The sequence below is a fragment of the Acinetobacter calcoaceticus genome, from assembly GCF_016508255.1.
In the GTDB taxonomy this organism is placed as follows: domain Bacteria; phylum Pseudomonadota; class Gammaproteobacteria; order Pseudomonadales; family Moraxellaceae; genus Acinetobacter; species Acinetobacter calcoaceticus_E.
The window spans coordinates 173267-190970 of sequence record NZ_JADVKT010000005.1; the positions used below are offsets into that span (position 1 = coordinate 173267).

General features: G+C 38.3%; 18 protein-coding genes. 10 read left to right on the top strand and 8 right to left on the bottom strand.

Features of this window, described 5'->3' with window-relative positions:
- Positions 1-22 precede the first annotated feature (22 nt).
- The gene (locus tag I5515_RS11835) at positions 23-580 is read right to left on the bottom strand and encodes a DUF2239 family protein (protein ID WP_199967066.1); all 558 of its coding nucleotides are present in this window, start codon (positions 578-580) and stop codon (positions 23-25) included.
- 214 nt (positions 581-794) lie between these two features.
- Here I5515_RS11835 and I5515_RS11840 point away from each other — a divergent pair, with 214 nt between their 5' ends.
- Entirely contained in the window at positions 795-1307 is a 513-nt protein-coding gene (locus I5515_RS11840; protein ID WP_199967068.1) for a hypothetical protein, read from the top strand.
- A gap of 50 nt (positions 1308-1357) precedes the next feature.
- Here the strand turns inward: I5515_RS11840 and I5515_RS11845 are convergent, their stop codons facing one another.
- The 3 genes from I5515_RS11845 to I5515_RS11855 all read right to left on the bottom strand — a co-directional run bounded on the left by I5515_RS11845 (position 1358) and on the right by I5515_RS11855 (position 5699).
- Entirely contained in the window at positions 1358-2695 is a 1338-nt protein-coding gene (locus I5515_RS11845; protein ID WP_199967070.1) for a CitMHS family transporter, read from the bottom strand.
- Positions 2696-3260: 565 nt separating this feature from the next.
- On the bottom strand, positions 3261-4586 hold the full coding sequence (locus I5515_RS11850; RefSeq protein ID WP_199967079.1) for a hemolysin family protein: 1326 nt from the start codon (positions 4584-4586) through the stop codon (positions 3261-3263).
- A 123-nt stretch (positions 4587-4709) separates the two neighbouring features.
- The gene (locus I5515_RS11855; protein ID WP_003653025.1) at positions 4710-5699 is read right to left on the bottom strand and encodes a LysR family transcriptional regulator; all 990 of its coding nucleotides are present in this window, start codon (positions 5697-5699) and stop codon (positions 4710-4712) included.
- A gap of 587 nt (positions 5700-6286) precedes the next feature.
- On the opposite strand from I5515_RS11855, the gene I5515_RS11860 reads away from it, so the two are divergent.
- Positions 6287-7891: an isocitrate lyase gene (locus I5515_RS11860; RefSeq protein WP_199967081.1), complete on the top strand. Its 1605-nt coding sequence runs from the start codon at positions 6287-6289 to the stop codon at positions 7889-7891.
- 57 nt (positions 7892-7948) lie between these two features.
- Here I5515_RS11860 and I5515_RS11865 read toward each other — a convergent pair whose 3' ends face one another.
- Together I5515_RS11865 and I5515_RS11870 are read right to left on the bottom strand one after the other, a co-directional pair.
- A complete protein-coding gene (locus I5515_RS11865) occupies positions 7949-8419 on the bottom strand; it encodes a copper resistance protein NlpE (protein WP_199967083.1) in 471 nt (156 codons plus the stop codon).
- 184 nt (positions 8420-8603) lie between these two features.
- On the bottom strand, positions 8604-8927 hold the full coding sequence (locus I5515_RS11870; RefSeq protein ID WP_199967085.1) for a hypothetical protein: 324 nt from the start codon (positions 8925-8927) through the stop codon (positions 8604-8606).
- Positions 8928-9128: 201 nt separating this feature from the next.
- Between I5515_RS11870 and I5515_RS11875 the strand changes: the two genes are divergently transcribed.
- From I5515_RS11875 to I5515_RS11910, 8 genes are all read left to right on the top strand, one after another.
- Positions 9129-10004, top strand: a complete 876-nt coding sequence (locus I5515_RS11875) for an urease accessory protein UreD (protein WP_199967087.1) — start codon at positions 9129-9131, stop codon at positions 10002-10004.
- 100 nt (positions 10005-10104) lie between these two features.
- Positions 10105-10407: an urease subunit gamma gene (gene ureA / locus I5515_RS11880; RefSeq protein ID WP_151963421.1), complete on the top strand. Its 303-nt coding sequence runs from the start codon at positions 10105-10107 to the stop codon at positions 10405-10407.
- Positions 10408-10417: 10 nt separating this feature from the next.
- Positions 10418-10726 (top strand): urease subunit beta, encoded by a 309-nt coding sequence (locus I5515_RS11885; protein ID WP_199967099.1) that lies wholly within the window; start codon positions 10418-10420, stop codon positions 10724-10726.
- A 36-nt stretch (positions 10727-10762) separates the two neighbouring features.
- Complete coding sequence (gene ureC, locus I5515_RS11890) at positions 10763-12463, top strand: urease subunit alpha (protein WP_199967102.1); 1701 nt, start codon at positions 10763-10765, stop codon at positions 12461-12463.
- Positions 12464-12533: 70 nt separating this feature from the next.
- Positions 12534-13016 (top strand): urease accessory protein UreE, encoded by a 483-nt coding sequence (gene ureE / locus I5515_RS11895; RefSeq protein WP_199967104.1) that lies wholly within the window; start codon positions 12534-12536, stop codon positions 13014-13016.
- Positions 13003-13668: an urease accessory protein UreF gene (locus I5515_RS11900; RefSeq protein WP_199967106.1), complete on the top strand. Its 666-nt coding sequence runs from the start codon at positions 13003-13005 to the stop codon at positions 13666-13668. Before ureE ends, I5515_RS11900 begins: the two co-directional genes overlap by 14 nt.
- A 24-nt stretch (positions 13669-13692) precedes the next feature.
- A complete protein-coding gene (gene ureG, locus I5515_RS11905) occupies positions 13693-14307 on the top strand; it encodes an urease accessory protein UreG (RefSeq protein WP_002117800.1) in 615 nt (204 codons plus the stop codon).
- Positions 14308-14316: 9 nt separating this feature from the next.
- Positions 14317-14886 carry a HupE/UreJ family protein gene (locus I5515_RS11910; protein ID WP_199967108.1) on the top strand — a complete coding sequence of 190 codons (570 nt, stop codon included), beginning with the start codon at positions 14317-14319 and terminating at the stop codon, positions 14884-14886.
- Between the two features lie 41 nt (positions 14887-14927).
- On the opposite strand, the gene rsmD is transcribed toward I5515_RS11910, so the two are convergent.
- Positions 14928-15479 (bottom strand): 16S rRNA (guanine(966)-N(2))-methyltransferase RsmD, encoded by a 552-nt coding sequence (gene rsmD / locus I5515_RS11915; protein ID WP_199967118.1) that lies wholly within the window; start codon positions 15477-15479, stop codon positions 14928-14930.
- Positions 15479-17476 (bottom strand): penicillin-binding protein 2, encoded by a 1998-nt coding sequence (mrdA, locus tag I5515_RS11920; protein ID WP_199967120.1) that lies wholly within the window; start codon positions 17474-17476, stop codon positions 15479-15481. The genes rsmD and mrdA overlap by 1 nt, the downstream gene beginning before the upstream one ends.
- Positions 17477-17704 lie beyond the last annotated feature (228 nt).

A 17704-nucleotide genomic window follows, 5' to 3' on the forward strand; every position in this document is an offset into this window, starting at 1 on the left:
CGTAAGCGGGTTTTTATTGAGTTTAGAAAATACTTTGAGTTTTTAAAGTTAAATATTCTCTCAAATCTTTAGGGTAGCTCTGAATCATCTTTAAAAATATATCTTGATCACCTTGATATAAGGCGCGGGTTGCTTCCTCGTAATTTGGCATATTACCTAACATCGCAGACATAAAACGATCGATGGCTTGTTTGGTGAGCATAATATTGCCTTCAGAATTTGGGTTATTTAACTCTTTATCAATTAACTTGCGAATCACTGCTGATGCACTCGCACTTTGTTGATCTAACCAATCCCAATGTTTTTTCTGTAAAGTGATTTCACGCGAAATTACTCCAAGTTTAGGTCGTCCAACTTTTTTAATTTCTTCCGGTTCATCATAACGCTGTTGAAATTCTTGTTCCGAACCAGAAAGATCAAGATCAATTTGTTGACCTGTTTGATCATTAAAAATTAGAATATTTTCCACTGTTTTAGGGAGATCTTTTATTTTTTTTGCAAGTTCAACAAGGGAATCACTCGCAATAAGTGTACTTCCAGTGAAAGCAGTATAGGTGATTTTAGTATTCATTTTAGCCACATGTTTTTATCGGGGTAAAATAATATTATCAGGGTAAAATTATTTTGGCAAATAATTAAAGTTATAACCAAAGAATTATCGGATTTTATAAGTGTAGTCTCTGAAGTTAGGACTATAAAAATAGTCAAGATAAATAGGCTATTTAAAATTTTACTCTGCTTTAGTATCGCTTTTATGAGAGAATATGCCTTTAGTTGTATGTATAAGGACTCCTATGTTTGAGCAATCTCCTGAATCTTTAAGCGATATCGAAATTTTAGACATTTTACAGTCGATGAAAAAAGATAAGCTAGATACGGAAGCAAATGAGATCATCCGTAACGGGGGGAAAGCAGGACGTCAGGAAGCACATAAACAGGCTTTGGTCGAACTAAATACAAATTTTGAAGAGAAGTTTGTAGAGGCAGTTACTCTTGCACTAGGTTTAAATGCAGGTCAAGCTAAAAAAATTCGCTATAAAAAAGATCGAATTCGTATTTTAAAAGCGCGTGGTATTGATTATCTTGCTATTGATGGTGCAGAAACAGCACAAGTTCTGGCACAAATTTCACAAGCAATTGTTCGGGAAGATGCAATAGTTACACATGATTTGCATAATATTTTCCCATTTTGGAAAGAAGGCTTTCCAATGGTGCAATTTGATAATGCCTATAAAATTTTAGAAGAAGATATTACCTTGCACTTTCATGCGTTCTTAGACGCCATGATTGAGTATGTGAATAAATAAAAAAATAAAAGCCCCGATTGGGGCTTTTATTTTTTTATAGCAGAATGTAGTTAGATCATACTAAAAAGTGGGAAAACACCAATCACTAAAGCTGTACCCATCAACACCATACAAGTAATAAATGCCCACTTAAAAGTGAACTTTTGGTGGTCTGCAAAATCGACTTTAGCAAGACCACATAGTAAGTATGTTGAAGGAACAAGAGGTGATAACAAGTGTACAGGTTGACCTACAATCGATGCACGAGCAATCGCTTCAGCGCTAATGCCATAATGTGAAGCAGCTTCAGCAAGAATAGGTAAAACACCATAGAAGAACGCATCATTTGACATAAAGAATGTCAAAGGCATACTCACTAAAGCTGTGATTGGTGCAAGATATGGACCCATACTTGGAGGAATCATTGCGACGAACTCTTTAGACATCGCCTCAACCATCCCTGTGCCAGATAAAATACCTGTGAAAATACCCGCTGCGAAAATCAAGCCTACAACAGCTAGTACACTATCTGCGTGCATTGCAATACGCTTTTTCTGCATATCAACATCAGGGTAGTTAATGAGCATTGCGATACAGAACGCTATCATGAACAACACAGACATAGGCAAAATGCCTTTGATCAAAGCAATCATAAGAATGATTGTAAGCACCATATTTACTTTACGTAAATGTGGGCGAGTCGCTTCAGGATCTTTCGACACGGTAATATTGTCACCATGGTGACTTTCAAGCTCAATAACGCCTAAGCGTTTTTGCTCATAACGGCCATATAAATACGCCAAGAAGAATAACCAACCAATACTAATGACCATAGGAAGAATCATTGGTACGAAAATGTGGCTTGGGTCAATTTGCAGGGCACTTGCAGCACGAGCTGTAGGACCACCCCATGGCGTTAAGTTCATTACACCACTACATAACAGCATAAGAGCAGTCATGATGAGTGTATTCATTCCTAAGCGTTGATAAAGTGGCAACATTGCAGCCACACAAATCATATAAGTTGTTGAACCATCGCCATCTAAAGAAACCATTGTGGTTAAGAACACGGTTCCTAGCGTGATTTTTAAAGGATCACCTTTAACCTTTTTTAAAATCCATTTAACTGGTGGATCGAAAAGACCTGCATCGATCATTAAGGCAAAATATAAAATTGCGAATAAAAGCATTACGCCAGTTGGCGCTAATTTTTTGATGCCCTCTAGCATCATCTCACTGAGACCTTTAAGTTCAATATGACTTAAACTTTCAAAGTAGTGACCTAGGCCCCAAGCAATAAGAGAAAAAATAAATGGGATGAGAATTAAAGCAATAATAGGGCTTAAACGTTTGGACATGATTAAGTACATGAAGCACAAAATCATGCCAACACCAAGTAATGTCAGCATACAATCAATCCTTTGCCTATAGTTTTACTGAACAGGTTTATTCAAAACTCTGACTTTGGTTATTCTTATTAATTTTTATTAAAAAGACAAATAATATATTTAGTTTATTTGGTTAATATATATTCATTTAGAGAGGTATATTTAGGCGAAATACTGAACATATATATTAGGGTTATAGTAAGCATATAATAAATGTGATTCATTGTGATTGGGTATAAAGGTTTTATAAAAATAAAAATTATATGATATTTTTTTTAATTATACCTAATTTGATGATTGAAATGAGAAGAAGAACCATTTAAAGACTTACTTTGAGCTAAATTACATAAGGTTAATAACAATGTAAATGGGTGTTAATCACTATGTGTTAATTGAGGTAGATTGATTATTCTAATATTTTTCAGTATTTAAGATTTAATTTAAGGGTTAGCTAAATAATATTGCTTTTAGATTAAAAGATCAAATTGAATTGATGAATCTAAAATAATTATTACATATATTTGAAAAATTTATTTAGATTAAAAATACCCCACATAAAATTGTGGGGTATTAAAGTCAATATAAATCAGTTTTCATCAATTGATGAATGTACTTCAGTTTGTTCTAAAATTCGTGTTACAAGAAGTTGGTCAATTTTAAAATGATCGACATCGACTACTTCAAACTTGTATCCACCGAATTCCACAAAATCTGCTGGGCGTGGAATTTTGCGTAGGCGATACATCATAAAGCCCGCTAATGTTTCATAATTTTCTTCATCGGGCATTTCATCAATTTCAAGTGCGTGTCTTAGGTCGTCAATGGGTGTGCTGCCATCAATTAACCACGAGTTATTATCACGTTTAATGATTTGCTGATCTTCCTCAATTGGAGTTACCCAGTCGCCCATAACCGTAATCATAATATCGCTTAAAGTAATAACGCCCACGACAAGCGCATATTCATTTATAACAACCGCAAACTTTTCTTTTGTAGAGCGGAAGCGATCAAGTAATTCCGATAGGGTTAAGGTATCGGGAATCATTAGAACAGTACGAATGGTGGTTTCATTCAATTGGGTTGGAGATTGGTTGTTTAAAATACGAACAAGAAAGTCTTTGGCATCGACGTAACCAATGACTTGATCGATATTTTCATTACATACTAAAAACTTTGAGTAAGGATATTCGGCTAGTTTTTGACGAATGCTATCTTCATGTTCATTTAAAGTGAAATAAACAACGTTTTCACGTGTTGTCATGCTGGATGGTACATTGCGTTCTTCTAATTCAAAAACATTCTCGATAAAGTGATGTTCTTGTTTTTGCAGTACGCCTGCTTGAGCACCCGCATCCATTACGGCTGAAATATCATCAAAAGTAATGTTGTCTTCTCGCGTTGTATTCACTTTAAATAAACGGAATAGCAGGTTTGCAATTGCGTTAATTCCCCAAGCTAAAGGTTTACAAATCTTAATGAAAACCTGAATTGGATTAATAACACTTATTGCAATTTTTTCAGGGGCAATCATCGCCAAGCGTTTTGGCATAAGATCGGCAAATAAAATAAAGAGTGATGTCACTAAAGTAAAGGAGAGGGCAAAACCAATCGTTTGCGTCCAAGGGCCTGCGTAGAAACGGTCAACTAAATTGACAAAATAAGGACGAAAAGCAGCTTCACCCAAAATACCGCCTAAAATCGCAACGGCATTTAGGCCAATTTGAGAGGCTGCAAAAAAGTCAGCAGATTGTTCTTGTAAATCTAGTACTTGTTGCGCGCGTTCTTCACCAGCTTCAGCTAGAATTTTTAGCTTAACTTTTCTGGCACCAGCGAGTGCAATTTCAGTTAAAGATAAAAAGCCTGCTCCGATGATGAGCAGTACGATGATAATGATATTTTGAAAGAGACTCACAAATCACCCGAGGTTCATCATTATTATGACTATGTTTTAACACAAAAAAGCGCTGAGGTAATCAGATTGATTGCTCAGCGCTTGAAGATAATGTCTGAAATCGACAATTAAATTAAAATTTATTTAATAGTGAGAAAATTGTGAATTGTTGGTTAAAAATTCACGATTTTCCTCTTCAATCATTTGACGAGCAACAAATAAGATAAGTTGGCGCAGCCAGCGATGAGCAGGGTGGTGATGTAACAATGGACACCAAGCCATTTTAAGCTCGAACTCTGGAATATAAAAAGGAGGATCCTTTATAACCAATTTAGGATTTTGTGTTTGTAGGCGCGCCATCCGTGTTGGTAGTGTGGCAATCAGGTCTACGTTTTGAGCGAGTAATGCTGGCATTTGGTAGTGGCGAGTAAAGACAGAAATTTTACGACGCTGACCAATACGTTCTAATGCCTGATCAATCCAACCTAAACCACCTTGCTTATCGGGGTTTACACCAAAACCTACACCCATACCTGTTTTAGAAACCCAGATATGCTGTGCATCTAAATAGCTTTTTAAATTTAAATGGGTTACAGCAGGGTGTTTGTCGTTAAGAATACAGCTGAAGCTATCACGCCAAACTAAAACCTGATGGAAGCTTTGTGGTATTTCATTAAATCTATTAATTGCGAGATCAACTTTACCTTGTTCCATGTCTCGATAAGACACATCACTTGGTGTAAGAAAATCAAGAACAACATTTGGAGCTTCAGAGCGCAGAGCTTTGACAAGACGGGGAACTAAAGTTGCCTCGGCATAGTCAGATGTCATAATGCGGAAAACGCGATTACTTGTATAAGGGCGGAATTCGGTACGGGGTTCCAAAATCATGGAGAGATCAGCAAGCGCATCACGAATACGAGGTTGTAATTCTAGAGCGCGTTCTGTCGGCGTCATCCCTTCAGAAGAACGGATAAGAAGAGGGTCATTAAATAAATTACGTAAGCGACGTAAAATATTACTCATTGCAGGCTGAGTTACACCAAGTTGTTCGGCTGCGCGTGTAACATTTTTTTCACGAAGAAGTACATCAAGATATATTAATAGATTAAGATCTACTCGCTCCAGATTCATAAAAAAAATACCGAAAATAAAACCCTGAAATTGTTTCAAATTATGCCATATCTAATAACTATTGTGTGAAAAAATGATGAGAAAAACGACATTTTTTGTAGGAATTAAGTAGGGGTGAAAAGCACTTCAAAGGCTCGAATTTGTTGTCTTTACTGCATTTTTAAGTATGAAGATGACAAATAGAATATATTTATATATAACTTAGTACTTTCTAGCATGGAAATTGACTTTTTTCATTGGCAAAAATAGCCTAATTTACAATTGACTTTTAATATTAAAAATGAGTGGAAAAACTTCAAAAATCGTATAAAAATAAGACTTACTAAGTTTTTAGAATAAAATCCTATACTTCTTTAGTGTAATTTTAGTTTTATAAACAAGGTATTAGTATTTTTAGTTTTATCTATAATATCGAGTTATCAGTACATTTTTTAAATAAATACTGAAGATTAATAAAGGATATTGGATTAATTGATTGGCTAAGTCTAAGCTGTGTTCATGACGAAGCAGCTGGTGTCATAAGAAATTTAAGTACATGACTCTAGGCTTCAATCGATGAAATCCTAAAATGAATACAGGACAATATCATGACTACATATCAAACAGCGATTGATGCAATCCGCGAACTAAAAGCAAAATTCGGTAGCACTTGGCGCGATATTAGCCCAGAAGATGCTGCACGTATGCAAATGCAAAACCAATTCAAAACTGGTTTAGATATTGCTAAATATACAGCTGCGATTATGCGTCGTGATATGGCTGCTTATGATGCTGACTCTAGCAAATATACTCAATCATTAGGTTGCTGGCACGGTTTTATCGCACAACAAAAAATGATTGCGAACAAAAAATACTTCGGTACGACTGAACGTCGCTATATCTACCTTTCTGGTTGGATGGTTGCTGCTCTTCGTTCTGAGTTTGGTCCACTTCCTGACCAATCTATGCACGAAAAAACTTCAGTACCTGCATTGATCGAAGAAATCTACACTTTCTTACGTCAAGCTGATGCAAAAGAATTAAACGATTTATTCCGTGCGCTTAAAAAAGCAAACGAAGCGGGTGATACTGCTAAAGCTGCTGAAATCACTGCTCAAATCGACGGTTTCCAAACTCACATCGTGCCAATTATTGCTGACATCGATGCTGGTTTTGGTAACGAAGAAGCGACTTACTTACTTGCCCGTAAAATGATCGAAGCTGGTGCTTGTGCGCTTCAAATCGAAAACCAAGTATCTGATGCTAAACAATGTGGTCACCAAGCTGGTAAAGTAACTGTTCCACATGAAGATTTCATCTCTAAAATCCATGCATTACGTTATGCATTCTTAGAAATGGGTCTTGATGACGGTATCATCGTTGCGCGTACTGACTCTGAAGGCGCTGACTTGACTCAAAAAATCCCAGTGGTTAAAGAGCCAGGTGACATTGCTTCTCAATACATCGGTTTCTTAGACACTGTTGAAATTGACATTGCTGATGCTCAAGAAGACGAAATCTTGATTAAACGTAATGGTAAATTACACCGTCCTAAGCGTTTGGCTTCTGGTTTATATCAGTTCCGTGCTGACACTCAAATTGACCGTGTTGTACTTGACTGTGTATCTAGCCTTCAAAATGGTGCTGACCTTCTTTGGATCGAAACTGCGACTCCAAACGTAGAAGAAATCGCACACATGGTTAACCGTGTTAAAGAAGTTGTTCCAAATGCTAAGCTTGTTTATAACAACAGCCCATCATTCAACTGGACTTTAAACTTCCGTCAACAAGCTTACGATCGTTGGGTTGCTGAAGGTAAAGACGTTTCTGCATATGACCGTGCTAAATTAATGAGCGCTGAATATGATAATACTGATTTAGCTGCTGATGCTGATGATAAAATCCGTACATTCCAAGCTGATGCTTCTCGTGAAGCGGGTGTGTTCCATCACTTGATCACACTTCCGACTTACCACACTGCTGCTCTTTCTACACATGAGCTTGCACAAGGTTACTTCGGTTCTGAAGGTATGTTGGCTTATGTTGCTGGCGTACAACGTAAAGAAATCCGCGGTGGTATCGCTTGTGTTAAACACCAAGCAATGGCTGGTTCTGACATCGGTGATGATCACAAAGAAATCTTCTCTGGTGATAACGCTCTTAAAGCACATGACGATGCTAAAAACACAATGAACCAATTCGCAGCTCACTAAGAATTGATTCATAAAAAACCCGCTCACATGAGCGGGTTTTTTTATAATTAAATAAAATTATTTTTTCAAAACATAATGTTCAGCTAAAGAGCCTTCAATTTTCTTGCCTTCCATATCTAAAGCTGTTGCCGTATTTTCACCAATAAAGAATTTACGGTTTTGACCTTTGTCATCTAAGGTAATGACTGAAGTATTGTCTTTGTCAAAAGTAAATGTGCCATGTGTTTTAAATGGCTTTTTATCACCCTTACCAACGTAGGTCTCTGTTAATTCATATTTTTTACCATCTTTAAGTTCTAATTCAGTTTTAATACCTTCACAGTCTGCACACGGAAGTGTACCTTTATATGTACCATCCCAATCTAATGAGTTTTCTGCGGTGTGTGCAGTATCTACAGCATTGTTAGTCGTTTCTGTAGTTTGGGCAGGAGCAGAAGCGTGTGTCGTCGTATCTGCTTTATTTTCGTTTTTGCTACAAGCAACAAGAAGGACACTTACAAGTGCAACTGATAATAATGTTTTTTTCATGATGATCTAAACCTCGGAAAATAAATAAAAAACCAATAAACAGGCTATGAAATATGAGAGCTTAATAAAAGTTTAAGTATGTAATTTAATTTTAACAAAAGGTAAAGTGAGTAAATTTTGAATATTCTTAAAAAGAAAATAAAAGTAGGTATTCACTAAAAAGATTTAATAAATACCCTATAAGTTACGACTGAGAAGAAACACCGCCTAATGAGTCACAAGCTGATTTATAAAGTTGGTACTGCTGCTTTAAAACCTCATCTAAAGGCATGTCGAATAACTCTTCACCATTCTTATAACTTTCTACATATGAAGTTGCTTTTTCTTTACTTACTGCTAAAGATTGCTGGTAGTAAGAGTTAATTGAGCTTGTTGCCATCTCGCTTGTCTCAACATTTTTACATTCAAAATTATGGAGAATTTTTTCTGCACGTTTGACCTCGCTAGATTGGCCAAAAATACACCCCGTTAAAAAGACAAGTGGCGTTAACACGAAAAAGAGTTTCATGGAGAGCAGGTATGGAAGCAACGATGGGCGCTATTGTATAAACAATTCCATAAGTTGCTGTGGTTTTATGTTAGACATTGATGATTTTTTAACTCATTGAAATAGAAAAATTGTATCTATTTTTGTCATTTACTTATTTTTCATATTTGGTGCGTATTTTGCTTATTAATTTAAGCCTTTATTTTGAACCAATGATCCAGAATGAATCAGGTACAACCATTTTCAACTAACCTTTCAGCACCATTTTGGTATGCGCGATTAGAACTTGGGTTTTGTTTTAAAAATTCACGCACCATAATGGATCATAGAAAGCATTATGGCCCTGTTCGGGTGCAAAAAATGCTCTGGCCTGAAAAGACCAGTGTTTGCCATGCCATTATTGTGCATCCTCCAGCAGGAATTGCTGGTGGAGATCATCTTACTTTTCAGATTGAAACGGAAGATCAAGCCCATGCGGTAGTGACTACTCCAGGAGCGGGGAAATGGTATAAAACTAATGGAAAACAAGCGTTTCAACATATTCATCTTAATGTGAGGGATCAGTCTATTTTAGAGTGGGTTCCGCAAGAAACGATGCTGTTTGATGGGGCTTTTGCATATTCGGAAACTCATATCCATCTTGATGATGCTGCAAGTTTTATTGGGTGGGATATGTTGGTATTAGGCCGACAAGCACGTGCTGAGCAATTTGTTCAGGGAAGCTATCACAACCAGTTTAAATTGTGGCGTGAAAATAAATTACTTGTTGCAGATACTCTACATTTTGAAGGACAAGATCGCTGGCTTAAATCATGTTTAGGTATGAATAATCAAGCTGTTATGGGAAGTTTGTGGGCGGTGGCTCCAGAAAAATATCGTTCCTCACTTTATTTGGAACAACAGTTGGAACTCATGCGGGAGTTAATGATGCGTATGGAAGCACCTGTGACATTAACCTTATTGGAGGATGTGGTCTGTGCTCGGTTCTTAGGAAATGATGTTCGACGTTGTCATGATGCTTTTGCAGCGATTCGAGCTAAATTACGCCGTTATTGGTTTGATTTAGATGAAGAATTCCCAAGAATATGGAAAACTTAAATTACGTTAAATTGCGTATTTAAAAAACAATTAAAACACGTATGCTGCTTTTGAGCATGCATTTTGCTTAATAAATATAGATGCAATTTGGGGAAGAGATATGGAACTCAATCCAACAGAAAAAGATAAATTACTTATTTTTACCGCAGGATTAGTTGCCGAGCGGCGTAAGGCTCGTGGCTTAAAGCTAAATTATCCAGAAGCGATTGCCTTTATTTCTGCTGCATTGCTTGAAGGTGCACGAGATGGCATGACGGTCAGTGATTTAATGCATTACGGCACAACTTTATTAAAGCGTGAAGAGGTGATGGATGGCGTGCCGGAAATGATTGCAGAGGTTCAGGTTGAAGCGACTTTTCCAGATGGTTCTAAGTTAGTTACTGTTCATCAGCCAATCGTATAAAGGAGCATTTATGATCCCTGGTGAAATCATTACTCCGGATGCGGATATTGAACTCAATGTTGGACGACAAACTTTAAAAGTTATCGTTGCCAATATTGGTGATCGGCCTATTCAAGTAGGTTCACATTTTCATTTTTATGAGGCAAACGATGCATTGCAGTTTGACCGTGAAATGGCTAAAGGCTATCGATTAAATATTGCTGCTGGCACTGCAATTCGTTTTGAACCGGGACAAAGTCGTGAAGTAGAACTTGTCAGTTTGGCTGGTAAACGAGAAGTGTATGGCTTTGCAGGCCGTGTCATGGGTAAGTTGGATTAAACATAACAACGATAATGAGAGATACGAGTAAAAATTATGAAAATGTCACGTCGTGCGTATGCTGAAATGTTTGGTCCTACGGTAGGTGATCGTGTTCGATTGGCAGATACCGAGCTCTTTATTGAGGTTGAGCAAGACTTAACGACATATGGCGAAGAAGTTAAATTTGGTGGTGGAAAAGTCATCCGTGATGGTATGGGGCAGTCTCAGCTTCTGGCAGATGAGGTCGCAGACACAGTTATTACCAATGCTCTCATTGTCGATTGGTGGGGCATTGTAAAAGCTGATGTAGGCTTAAAAAATGGTCGGATCTGGAAAATAGGAAAAGCTGGAAACCCCGATATTCAACCGGATATTACGATTCCTTTGGGTGCTGCAACAGAAGTTATTGCTGGTGAAGGACAAATTTTAACAGCGGGTGGTATTGATACCCATATTCATTGGATTTGCCCTCAACAAGTTGAAACCGCACTTATGTCTGGTACAACCACTATGGTTGGTGGTGGTACAGGACCTGCCGCTGGAACCTCTGCAACTACAGTGACTCCGGGACCTTGGCATATTGCTACCATGTTGCAGGCCATTGATGATTTGCCTATGAATATTGGTCTGTTAGGTAAAGGTAATTTGAGTTTGCCAGATCCAATTCGTGAACAGATTAAGTCTGGGGTAATCGGGTTAAAACTGCATGAAGACTGGGGTTCAACACCTGCTGCCATTGATAACTGCTTAAGCGTTGCTGATGAGTATGATGTGCAGGTTGCTATTCATACAGATACGTTAAATGAAAGCGGTTTTTTAGAAGAAACTTTAGCCGCATTTAAAAATCGAACTATCCATACTTACCATACCGAAGGTGCAGGTGGTGGACATGCCCCCGACATTTTAAAAGCAATTGGACAAAGTAACGTATTGCCGTCTTCTACCAATCCAACGCGGCCTTATACCATTAATACCATTGATGAGCATTTAGATATGCTCATGGTTTGCCATCATTTAGACCCAGCAATTGCTGAAGATATTGCTTTTGCAGAAAGTCGTATTCGCCGTGAAACCATTGCTGCTGAAGATATTTTGCAAGATTTAGGTGCCATTGCCATGATGTCCTCTGACTCTCAGGCTATGGGCCGTGTGGGTGAAGTGATTTTACGGACTTGGCAAACTGCCCACAAAATGAAAATTCAACGTGGTCCTTTAGAAGGTGATAACGAGTTTCATGATAATAATCGGGTTAAACGCTACATTGCCAAATATACGATTAACCCAGCAATTACACACGGTTTAAGTCATGAAATTGGTTCAGTTGAAGTTGGGAAGCTTGCTGATTTAGTGTTATGGAAGCCTGCTTTTTTTGGGGTAAAACCTTCCATGATTATTAAAGGTGGCATGATTGCAGCGGCACCGATGGGTGACATTAATGCCTCAATTCCGACGCCTCAACCCGTACATTACCGCCCAATGTTTGGTGCCTCTCCACGTGGCGTGCACAACACATGCATTACCTTTTTATCTCAAGCAGCGATTGATGAAAATGTCGCTGAAAAATTAAACCTTAAAAAGTTAATTAGTCCGTGTAAAAACACCCGCGCCATTAGCAAAGCTGATATGAAACACAACACATATTGTCCTGTCATGCAGGTTCACCCTGAGACTTATGAGGTGAGGGCAGATGGTGAGTTATTAACATGTGAACCTGCTGAAGTATTGCCGATGGCACAGCGTTATTTCTTGTTTTAATGAGTTTTATAGAGGTGATTTACCTCATTAATTTAGATATGAAAGAAATAAATAAGGAGAGAGAAACTAAATGAAAATCTATACCCAACGTCTTGAACATATTTCTCCTGATCAATCATTTGAAACGGTTGAACTAACTTTTGATACACGCCAAAAATCACGATTTCGGGCAACTTTATCTAGCGGTATAGATATTGGCGCTGATTTGCCACGTACTGGTGTTTTGCGTAGTGGCTCATATATTGCAACGCAACAGGGCGAAATATTACGAGTTGATGCTAAACCTGAACGTTTAATGCAGGTTGTTGCGACCACCGACTTTGATTTGCTTAAAGCCGCCTATCACTTAGGTAACCGACATGTGCCATTAATGTTGACTCCTACAGCTTTATATTTTGAGCCTGATCATGTACTTGCAGAAATGGTAGAGGGGCTAGGGCTTAAAGTCTCAGAAACTGATCATCCGTTTGAACCCGAAAGCGGTGCTTATGCGCAGCATAGTCATGACCATCGCTTAAGCCCAATTAAAGCTTTGCACCATGTCCACGCATAATGCAGCGCAATTATTGCAACTACTGACACTGTCTTCTACAGCTTTGCCAGTTGGAGCATATTGTTATTCACAAGGTGTCGAAACAGCCATTGATATTGGCTTAATACACGATGAAACGTCAGCAATTGCTTATTTCGAAGAAGTGCTTGAGATGTTGTTGGTGAGGTTTGAGCTACCCGTATTAAAGCGTTTGATGCAGTATTATGATGATTCAGATGAGTTTTTAGTTTGGGCAAATTTATATAGAGCAAGTCGAGAAAGCAAAGAGCTTTTAGCTGAATCTCAGCAGCTGGCATTTTCTTTAAATGCGTGGATTAGAGATGTTTTAAAAAACCCTGTTGAGGTTAAAAAACAATTTGGTTTTGTGCCTGTCTATGCACAGCTCTGTGGACGATTAGAGCTTAAAGACGTTGATGTGCTTACAGCCTATACATTTACGGTTTTAGAAAATCAGATCTTAGCAGCAGTAAAAACTGTACCTTTAGGGCAAATGGCTGGACAAAGAATTTTATGGCATTTGCATGGGCTAGTACCACAGGCGGTGGAGAACGCTTTGCAACTTGCTGATGAACAATTAAGTAGTGCTTTACCTCGTTATGCCATGTTGAGCATGAAACACGAAACACAATATTCACGGTTATTCAGATCTTAAGTTTAGGAAAAAAGGATAAAAATCATGACAGAACGTAGTCCATTACGAGTTGGAATTGGCGGACCAGTAGGTTCGGGTAAAACTGCGCTTACACTTAATTTATGTTTAGCCTTGCGTAATAAATACAACATGGCTGTGGTAACGAACGATATTTATACCAAAGAAGATTCAAACTTTTTAACACGTAACGAAGCGATGTCACCAGACCGAATTGTAGGGGTGGAAACAGGTGGCTGTCCACATACAGCAATTCGTGAAGATGCTTCGATTAATTTGGCTGCAATTGATGATTTGTGTGAAAAGTTTGAAGGACTAGAACTTATTATTATTGAAAGCGGTGGCGATAATTTAGCAGCAACATTCAGTCCAGAGCTTTCTGATTTAACTTTATATGTGATTGATGTCGCTGGTGGTGAAAAGATTCCTCGTAAAGGCGGACCGGGTATTACCAAGTCAGATTTACTCATTATTAATAAAACTGACCTTGCACCAATGGTGGGTGCAAATCTTGATGTTATGGATCAAGATGCGAAACGCATGCGCGGAGAAAAGCCATTCTTATTTTCAAATATGAAAACGCAAGATGGGCTTGAAGAAATTATTCAATTTATCGAGAAACAAGGGCTATTCAAAGCTTAAGGAGAGATTATGGACTTCATTAAAAAATGGGGCATAGGGCTCCTTGCATTGTTACCTACACTTGTCATGGCACACCCGGGACATGACCATGAACATTCGGGTTTTATGGCGGGTTTTATTCATCCATTTACGGGTTTAGATCATTTAGTGATGGCCTTGGCTTTCGGTGTTTTACTCTGGTCAGCAGCGAAACAATGGAAAATTGCGGGTGTGGTTACTTTGAGTGTCACCCTAATTGTAGGTTTTTTAATAGGTGCTCAAGGTTTGGTACCTGCAAATGTTGCTGAATATGGGATTATTGCTTCTTTAGTTGTTACAGCAATTGCACTATGGACAAAATCAAATCGGATTTTACCTATCGCTGCTGCTTTGCTTGCAAGCTTTCATGGCATGGCGCATGGTGTTGAATTAGCACATGCAGGACATATCGTGTCATTGGTAATAGGCATGGTCACAGCTATGTCTTTAATTTATTGCGGTGGATTAGCATTGGGTGCTGCGCTTACACGATATGTGCCATATGGCAAAAAAATTGTAGGTGCTTGTGCTGCGATTGTTGCTGTTATTGGATTAAGTTAGTCATAACTTTGAAAGTAAAAGGTAGCTTTAAGCTACCTTTTTTATTTGGCAATTTTTTGATAAAGGCCTGAGTGAACTGTACCAGCTTTGGTTGTTTTGATTTGTTGCCAACTGGTAGGAAGTTGAAGTTGAGACAAATCACGGTCTGCTTCAACATAAATATAACCATTGGTTTTAATGAGAGGGTCTGCTAGTTCGGCAAGCTCTTGCCATAAATTGAGACTATAGGGAGGGTCTAAAAAGACAACATCAAATTGCTCTTTTAAGCGGGGCAGCGTTTGTTGGGCTGTCGCATTTACTAAATGACAGTTCTGAGCTTTTAATAGTTGAATATTATCTTTTAAAAAACGTGCTTGAGTTTTGTCTGGCTCAATCATATAAACAGAAGCTGCACCACGTGATAGAGCTTCAAAACCTAACGCACCAGAACCTGTACATATATCAAGGACGTGGGTATTTTGAATATCCCACATGAGCCAGTTAAATAGAGTTTCGCGGACTCTGTCTGGAGTTGGGCGTAAGCCATCAATACTAGCAAAGGGAAGTACTCTTCTTTTCCATTCGCCACCAATAATGCGTAATTGATTTTTCATTAATCATCAATCTCATTCGTTGCAGAAGGAATTGGTGCAGCTGGGGTTGAAGCTGCTGCTACTGGAGCAGAACTTGGATTTTCACTGCCGTTTGAGAGTTCACCTGGTTTAATTCCAGCAGTCATCAGTCCACCATTCACTTGATGGTTTGCTGGTTGGATTGGATTTTTCTTACGAGTTAACAACCAATAATCAAAAATAGGTCTTGCAAGTTGGGCTGCAGAACCACCATGACGACCATTTTCCCAAATCACGGCAATCGCAATTTCTGGTTTGTCTGCAGGTGCAAATCCAACGAATAAACCATGGTCAAGTTGGCGTTCGCTCAGGGCTGACTCGTTGTAACGTTTACCCTGTGCAATACTCTTCACCTGTGCAGTTCCTGTCTTTCCTGCAATTTGATATAGAGGTGTACGAATGCCTCGGCCAGTACCTGATTGAATTACATCAACCATGGCATCGCGCATTTGAATCCAGTCTTCATCCGTTCCGTTGAAATTGATTTTGCCATCTGGTGCATTACGAACGGTAAATGGTTTTGCACCATGAGTTGAACGTAAAACGTGAGGGGTGACATGAGAGCCATGATTGGCTGTAATTGCAGTCGCCATTGCAAGTTGTAAAGGGGTGGCTGTAAACGCACCTTGACCAATACTCACGGAAATAGTCTCACCTTTCATCCATTTGGTTTTGCGAGTACGCATTTTCCATTCAGGATTTGGATAAAGACCTTCACTTTCACTTGGTAAATCGACACCTGTTTTTTGACCGAACCCAAATTGACGCATCCATTGGTTCATTTGGTCAATACCCATTTGATGGGCAAGAATATAAAAATAGGTATCACATGACATAATGATGGCTTTATGCATGTTTACGATGCCATGACCAGTTTTTTTCCAGTCGCGGAATTTATGAGAATCACCCGGTAAGTGAAAATAACCTGGATCAGAAATTGCTGTTGACCAGTTGACAATACCGTAGTGTAAGCCGCCCATCGCTTCCATTGGTTTAATGGTAGAGCCAGGTGGATATGCACCTTGTACAGCACGGTTATAAAGAGGTTGGTCTAAATTATCACGTAAAGAACTATAATCTTTATGGTTAATACCCGTCACAAATAAATTAGGGTTGAAACTTGGACTAGAGACCAACGCCAGAATTTCTCCAGTACGAGGGTCGATAGCTGCAATGGCACCACGACGACCCGCGAGCTGTTGAGAAGCAACAACTTGTAAACCATAATCTAAAGATAAATAGAGGTCATTTCCGCGAGTAGGGTCTTTGCGGCCTAAATGACGCAATATATTACTGTGGGCATCTGCTTCAACAGATTCATAACCTGGTGTTCCATGGAGTAAATCTTCATAGCTTTTCTCAACTCCAATCTTTCCAATCAGGTTGGTTCCAGCATATAAATCTTTATCAATACTTTTTAATTCTTTATCGTTAATACGTCCTACATAACCAATAACATGAGCAAATAACTCACCATGTGGGTAATAACGGGTCATTTGCGTTTCGATTCTTACGCCTGGAAATTTATATTTAGCTTCACTGAATTTGGCAATATTGGCTTCAGTTAAATTAAGTTTAATTGCGACACGTTCAGTTTTTCTTGCAGTTTTTATACGACTTTTAAAACGGTCAATATCTTCTTGTGTTAGATCTAAAATAGGCTGTAGCTGCTCAACAATATGATCGACATCTTCCACATCTGTTTTACTTAAAGTCGCTGTAAAAACAGGGTAGTTATCTGCCAGTAACACACCATTTCGATCATAGATATAGCCACGAGCAGGAGGAAGTGGTTGCAAGCGAATCCGGTTTTTGTCAGATGCAGTAGAGAATTCGTCGTAGTGAAAAATTTGTAGGTAAGCATATCGGCTAATCAGTACTAATAAGCAAATGCTAACCAGACCTATGGCAAAAAAGATTCGTCCTCGATAAATGCGCTTTTCTTGCTGGATATCTTTTAAAGGAAAGTGCTGCTTCATAAGGATCGACTTAATGACATAGGGTAGAAAAATAGCTGCTTATTCTAACGCAAGAGCGCTTAAAATATTGCATAATTTTCAAAGTTTCAGTGCCTTTTAATAAGATACTTTTTGACTTTGTAGACAACAAAATTGTAGATACTTGTATATAAGAAGCAAAATAATTCTGTTAAAGTCTCTCATTCAATAGAATAGGGTTGTTCTCACCATACGATTAGGGAAAATGGA

Coding starts and splice junctions, on each gene's coding strand:
- I5515_RS11840 (WP_199967068.1), top strand. CDS start 795: ATGTTTGAGCAATCTCCTGAATCTTTAAGCGATATCGAAATTTTAGAC.
- I5515_RS11845 (WP_199967070.1), bottom strand. CDS start 2,695: ATGCTGACATTACTTGGTGTTGGCATGATTTTGTGCTTCATGTACTTA.
- I5515_RS11855 (WP_003653025.1), bottom strand. CDS start 5,699: ATGAATCTGGAGCGAGTAGATCTTAATCTATTAATATATCTTGATGTA.
- I5515_RS11860 (WP_199967081.1), top strand. CDS start 6,287: ATGACTACATATCAAACAGCGATTGATGCAATCCGCGAACTAAAAGCA.
- I5515_RS11865 (WP_199967083.1), bottom strand. CDS start 8,419: ATGAAAAAAACATTATTATCAGTTGCACTTGTAAGTGTCCTTCTTGTT.
- I5515_RS11870 (WP_199967085.1), bottom strand. CDS start 8,927: ATGAAACTCTTTTTCGTGTTAACGCCACTTGTCTTTTTAACGGGGTGT.
- I5515_RS11875 (WP_199967087.1), top strand. CDS start 9,129: ATGAATCAGGTACAACCATTTTCAACTAACCTTTCAGCACCATTTTGG.
- ureA (WP_151963421.1), top strand. CDS start 10,105: ATGGAACTCAATCCAACAGAAAAAGATAAATTACTTATTTTTACCGCA.
- I5515_RS11885 (WP_199967099.1), top strand. CDS start 10,418: ATGATCCCTGGTGAAATCATTACTCCGGATGCGGATATTGAACTCAAT.
- ureC (WP_199967102.1), top strand. CDS start 10,763: ATGAAAATGTCACGTCGTGCGTATGCTGAAATGTTTGGTCCTACGGTA.
- ureE (WP_199967104.1), top strand. CDS start 12,534: ATGAAAATCTATACCCAACGTCTTGAACATATTTCTCCTGATCAATCA.
- I5515_RS11900 (WP_199967106.1), top strand. CDS start 13,003: ATGTCCACGCATAATGCAGCGCAATTATTGCAACTACTGACACTGTCT.
- ureG (WP_002117800.1), top strand. CDS start 13,693: ATGACAGAACGTAGTCCATTACGAGTTGGAATTGGCGGACCAGTAGGT.
- I5515_RS11910 (WP_199967108.1), top strand. CDS start 14,317: ATGGACTTCATTAAAAAATGGGGCATAGGGCTCCTTGCATTGTTACCT.
- rsmD (WP_199967118.1), bottom strand. CDS start 15,479: ATGAAAAATCAATTACGCATTATTGGTGGCGAATGGAAAAGAAGAGTA.
- mrdA (WP_199967120.1), bottom strand. CDS start 17,476: ATGAAGCAGCACTTTCCTTTAAAAGATATCCAGCAAGAAAAGCGCATT.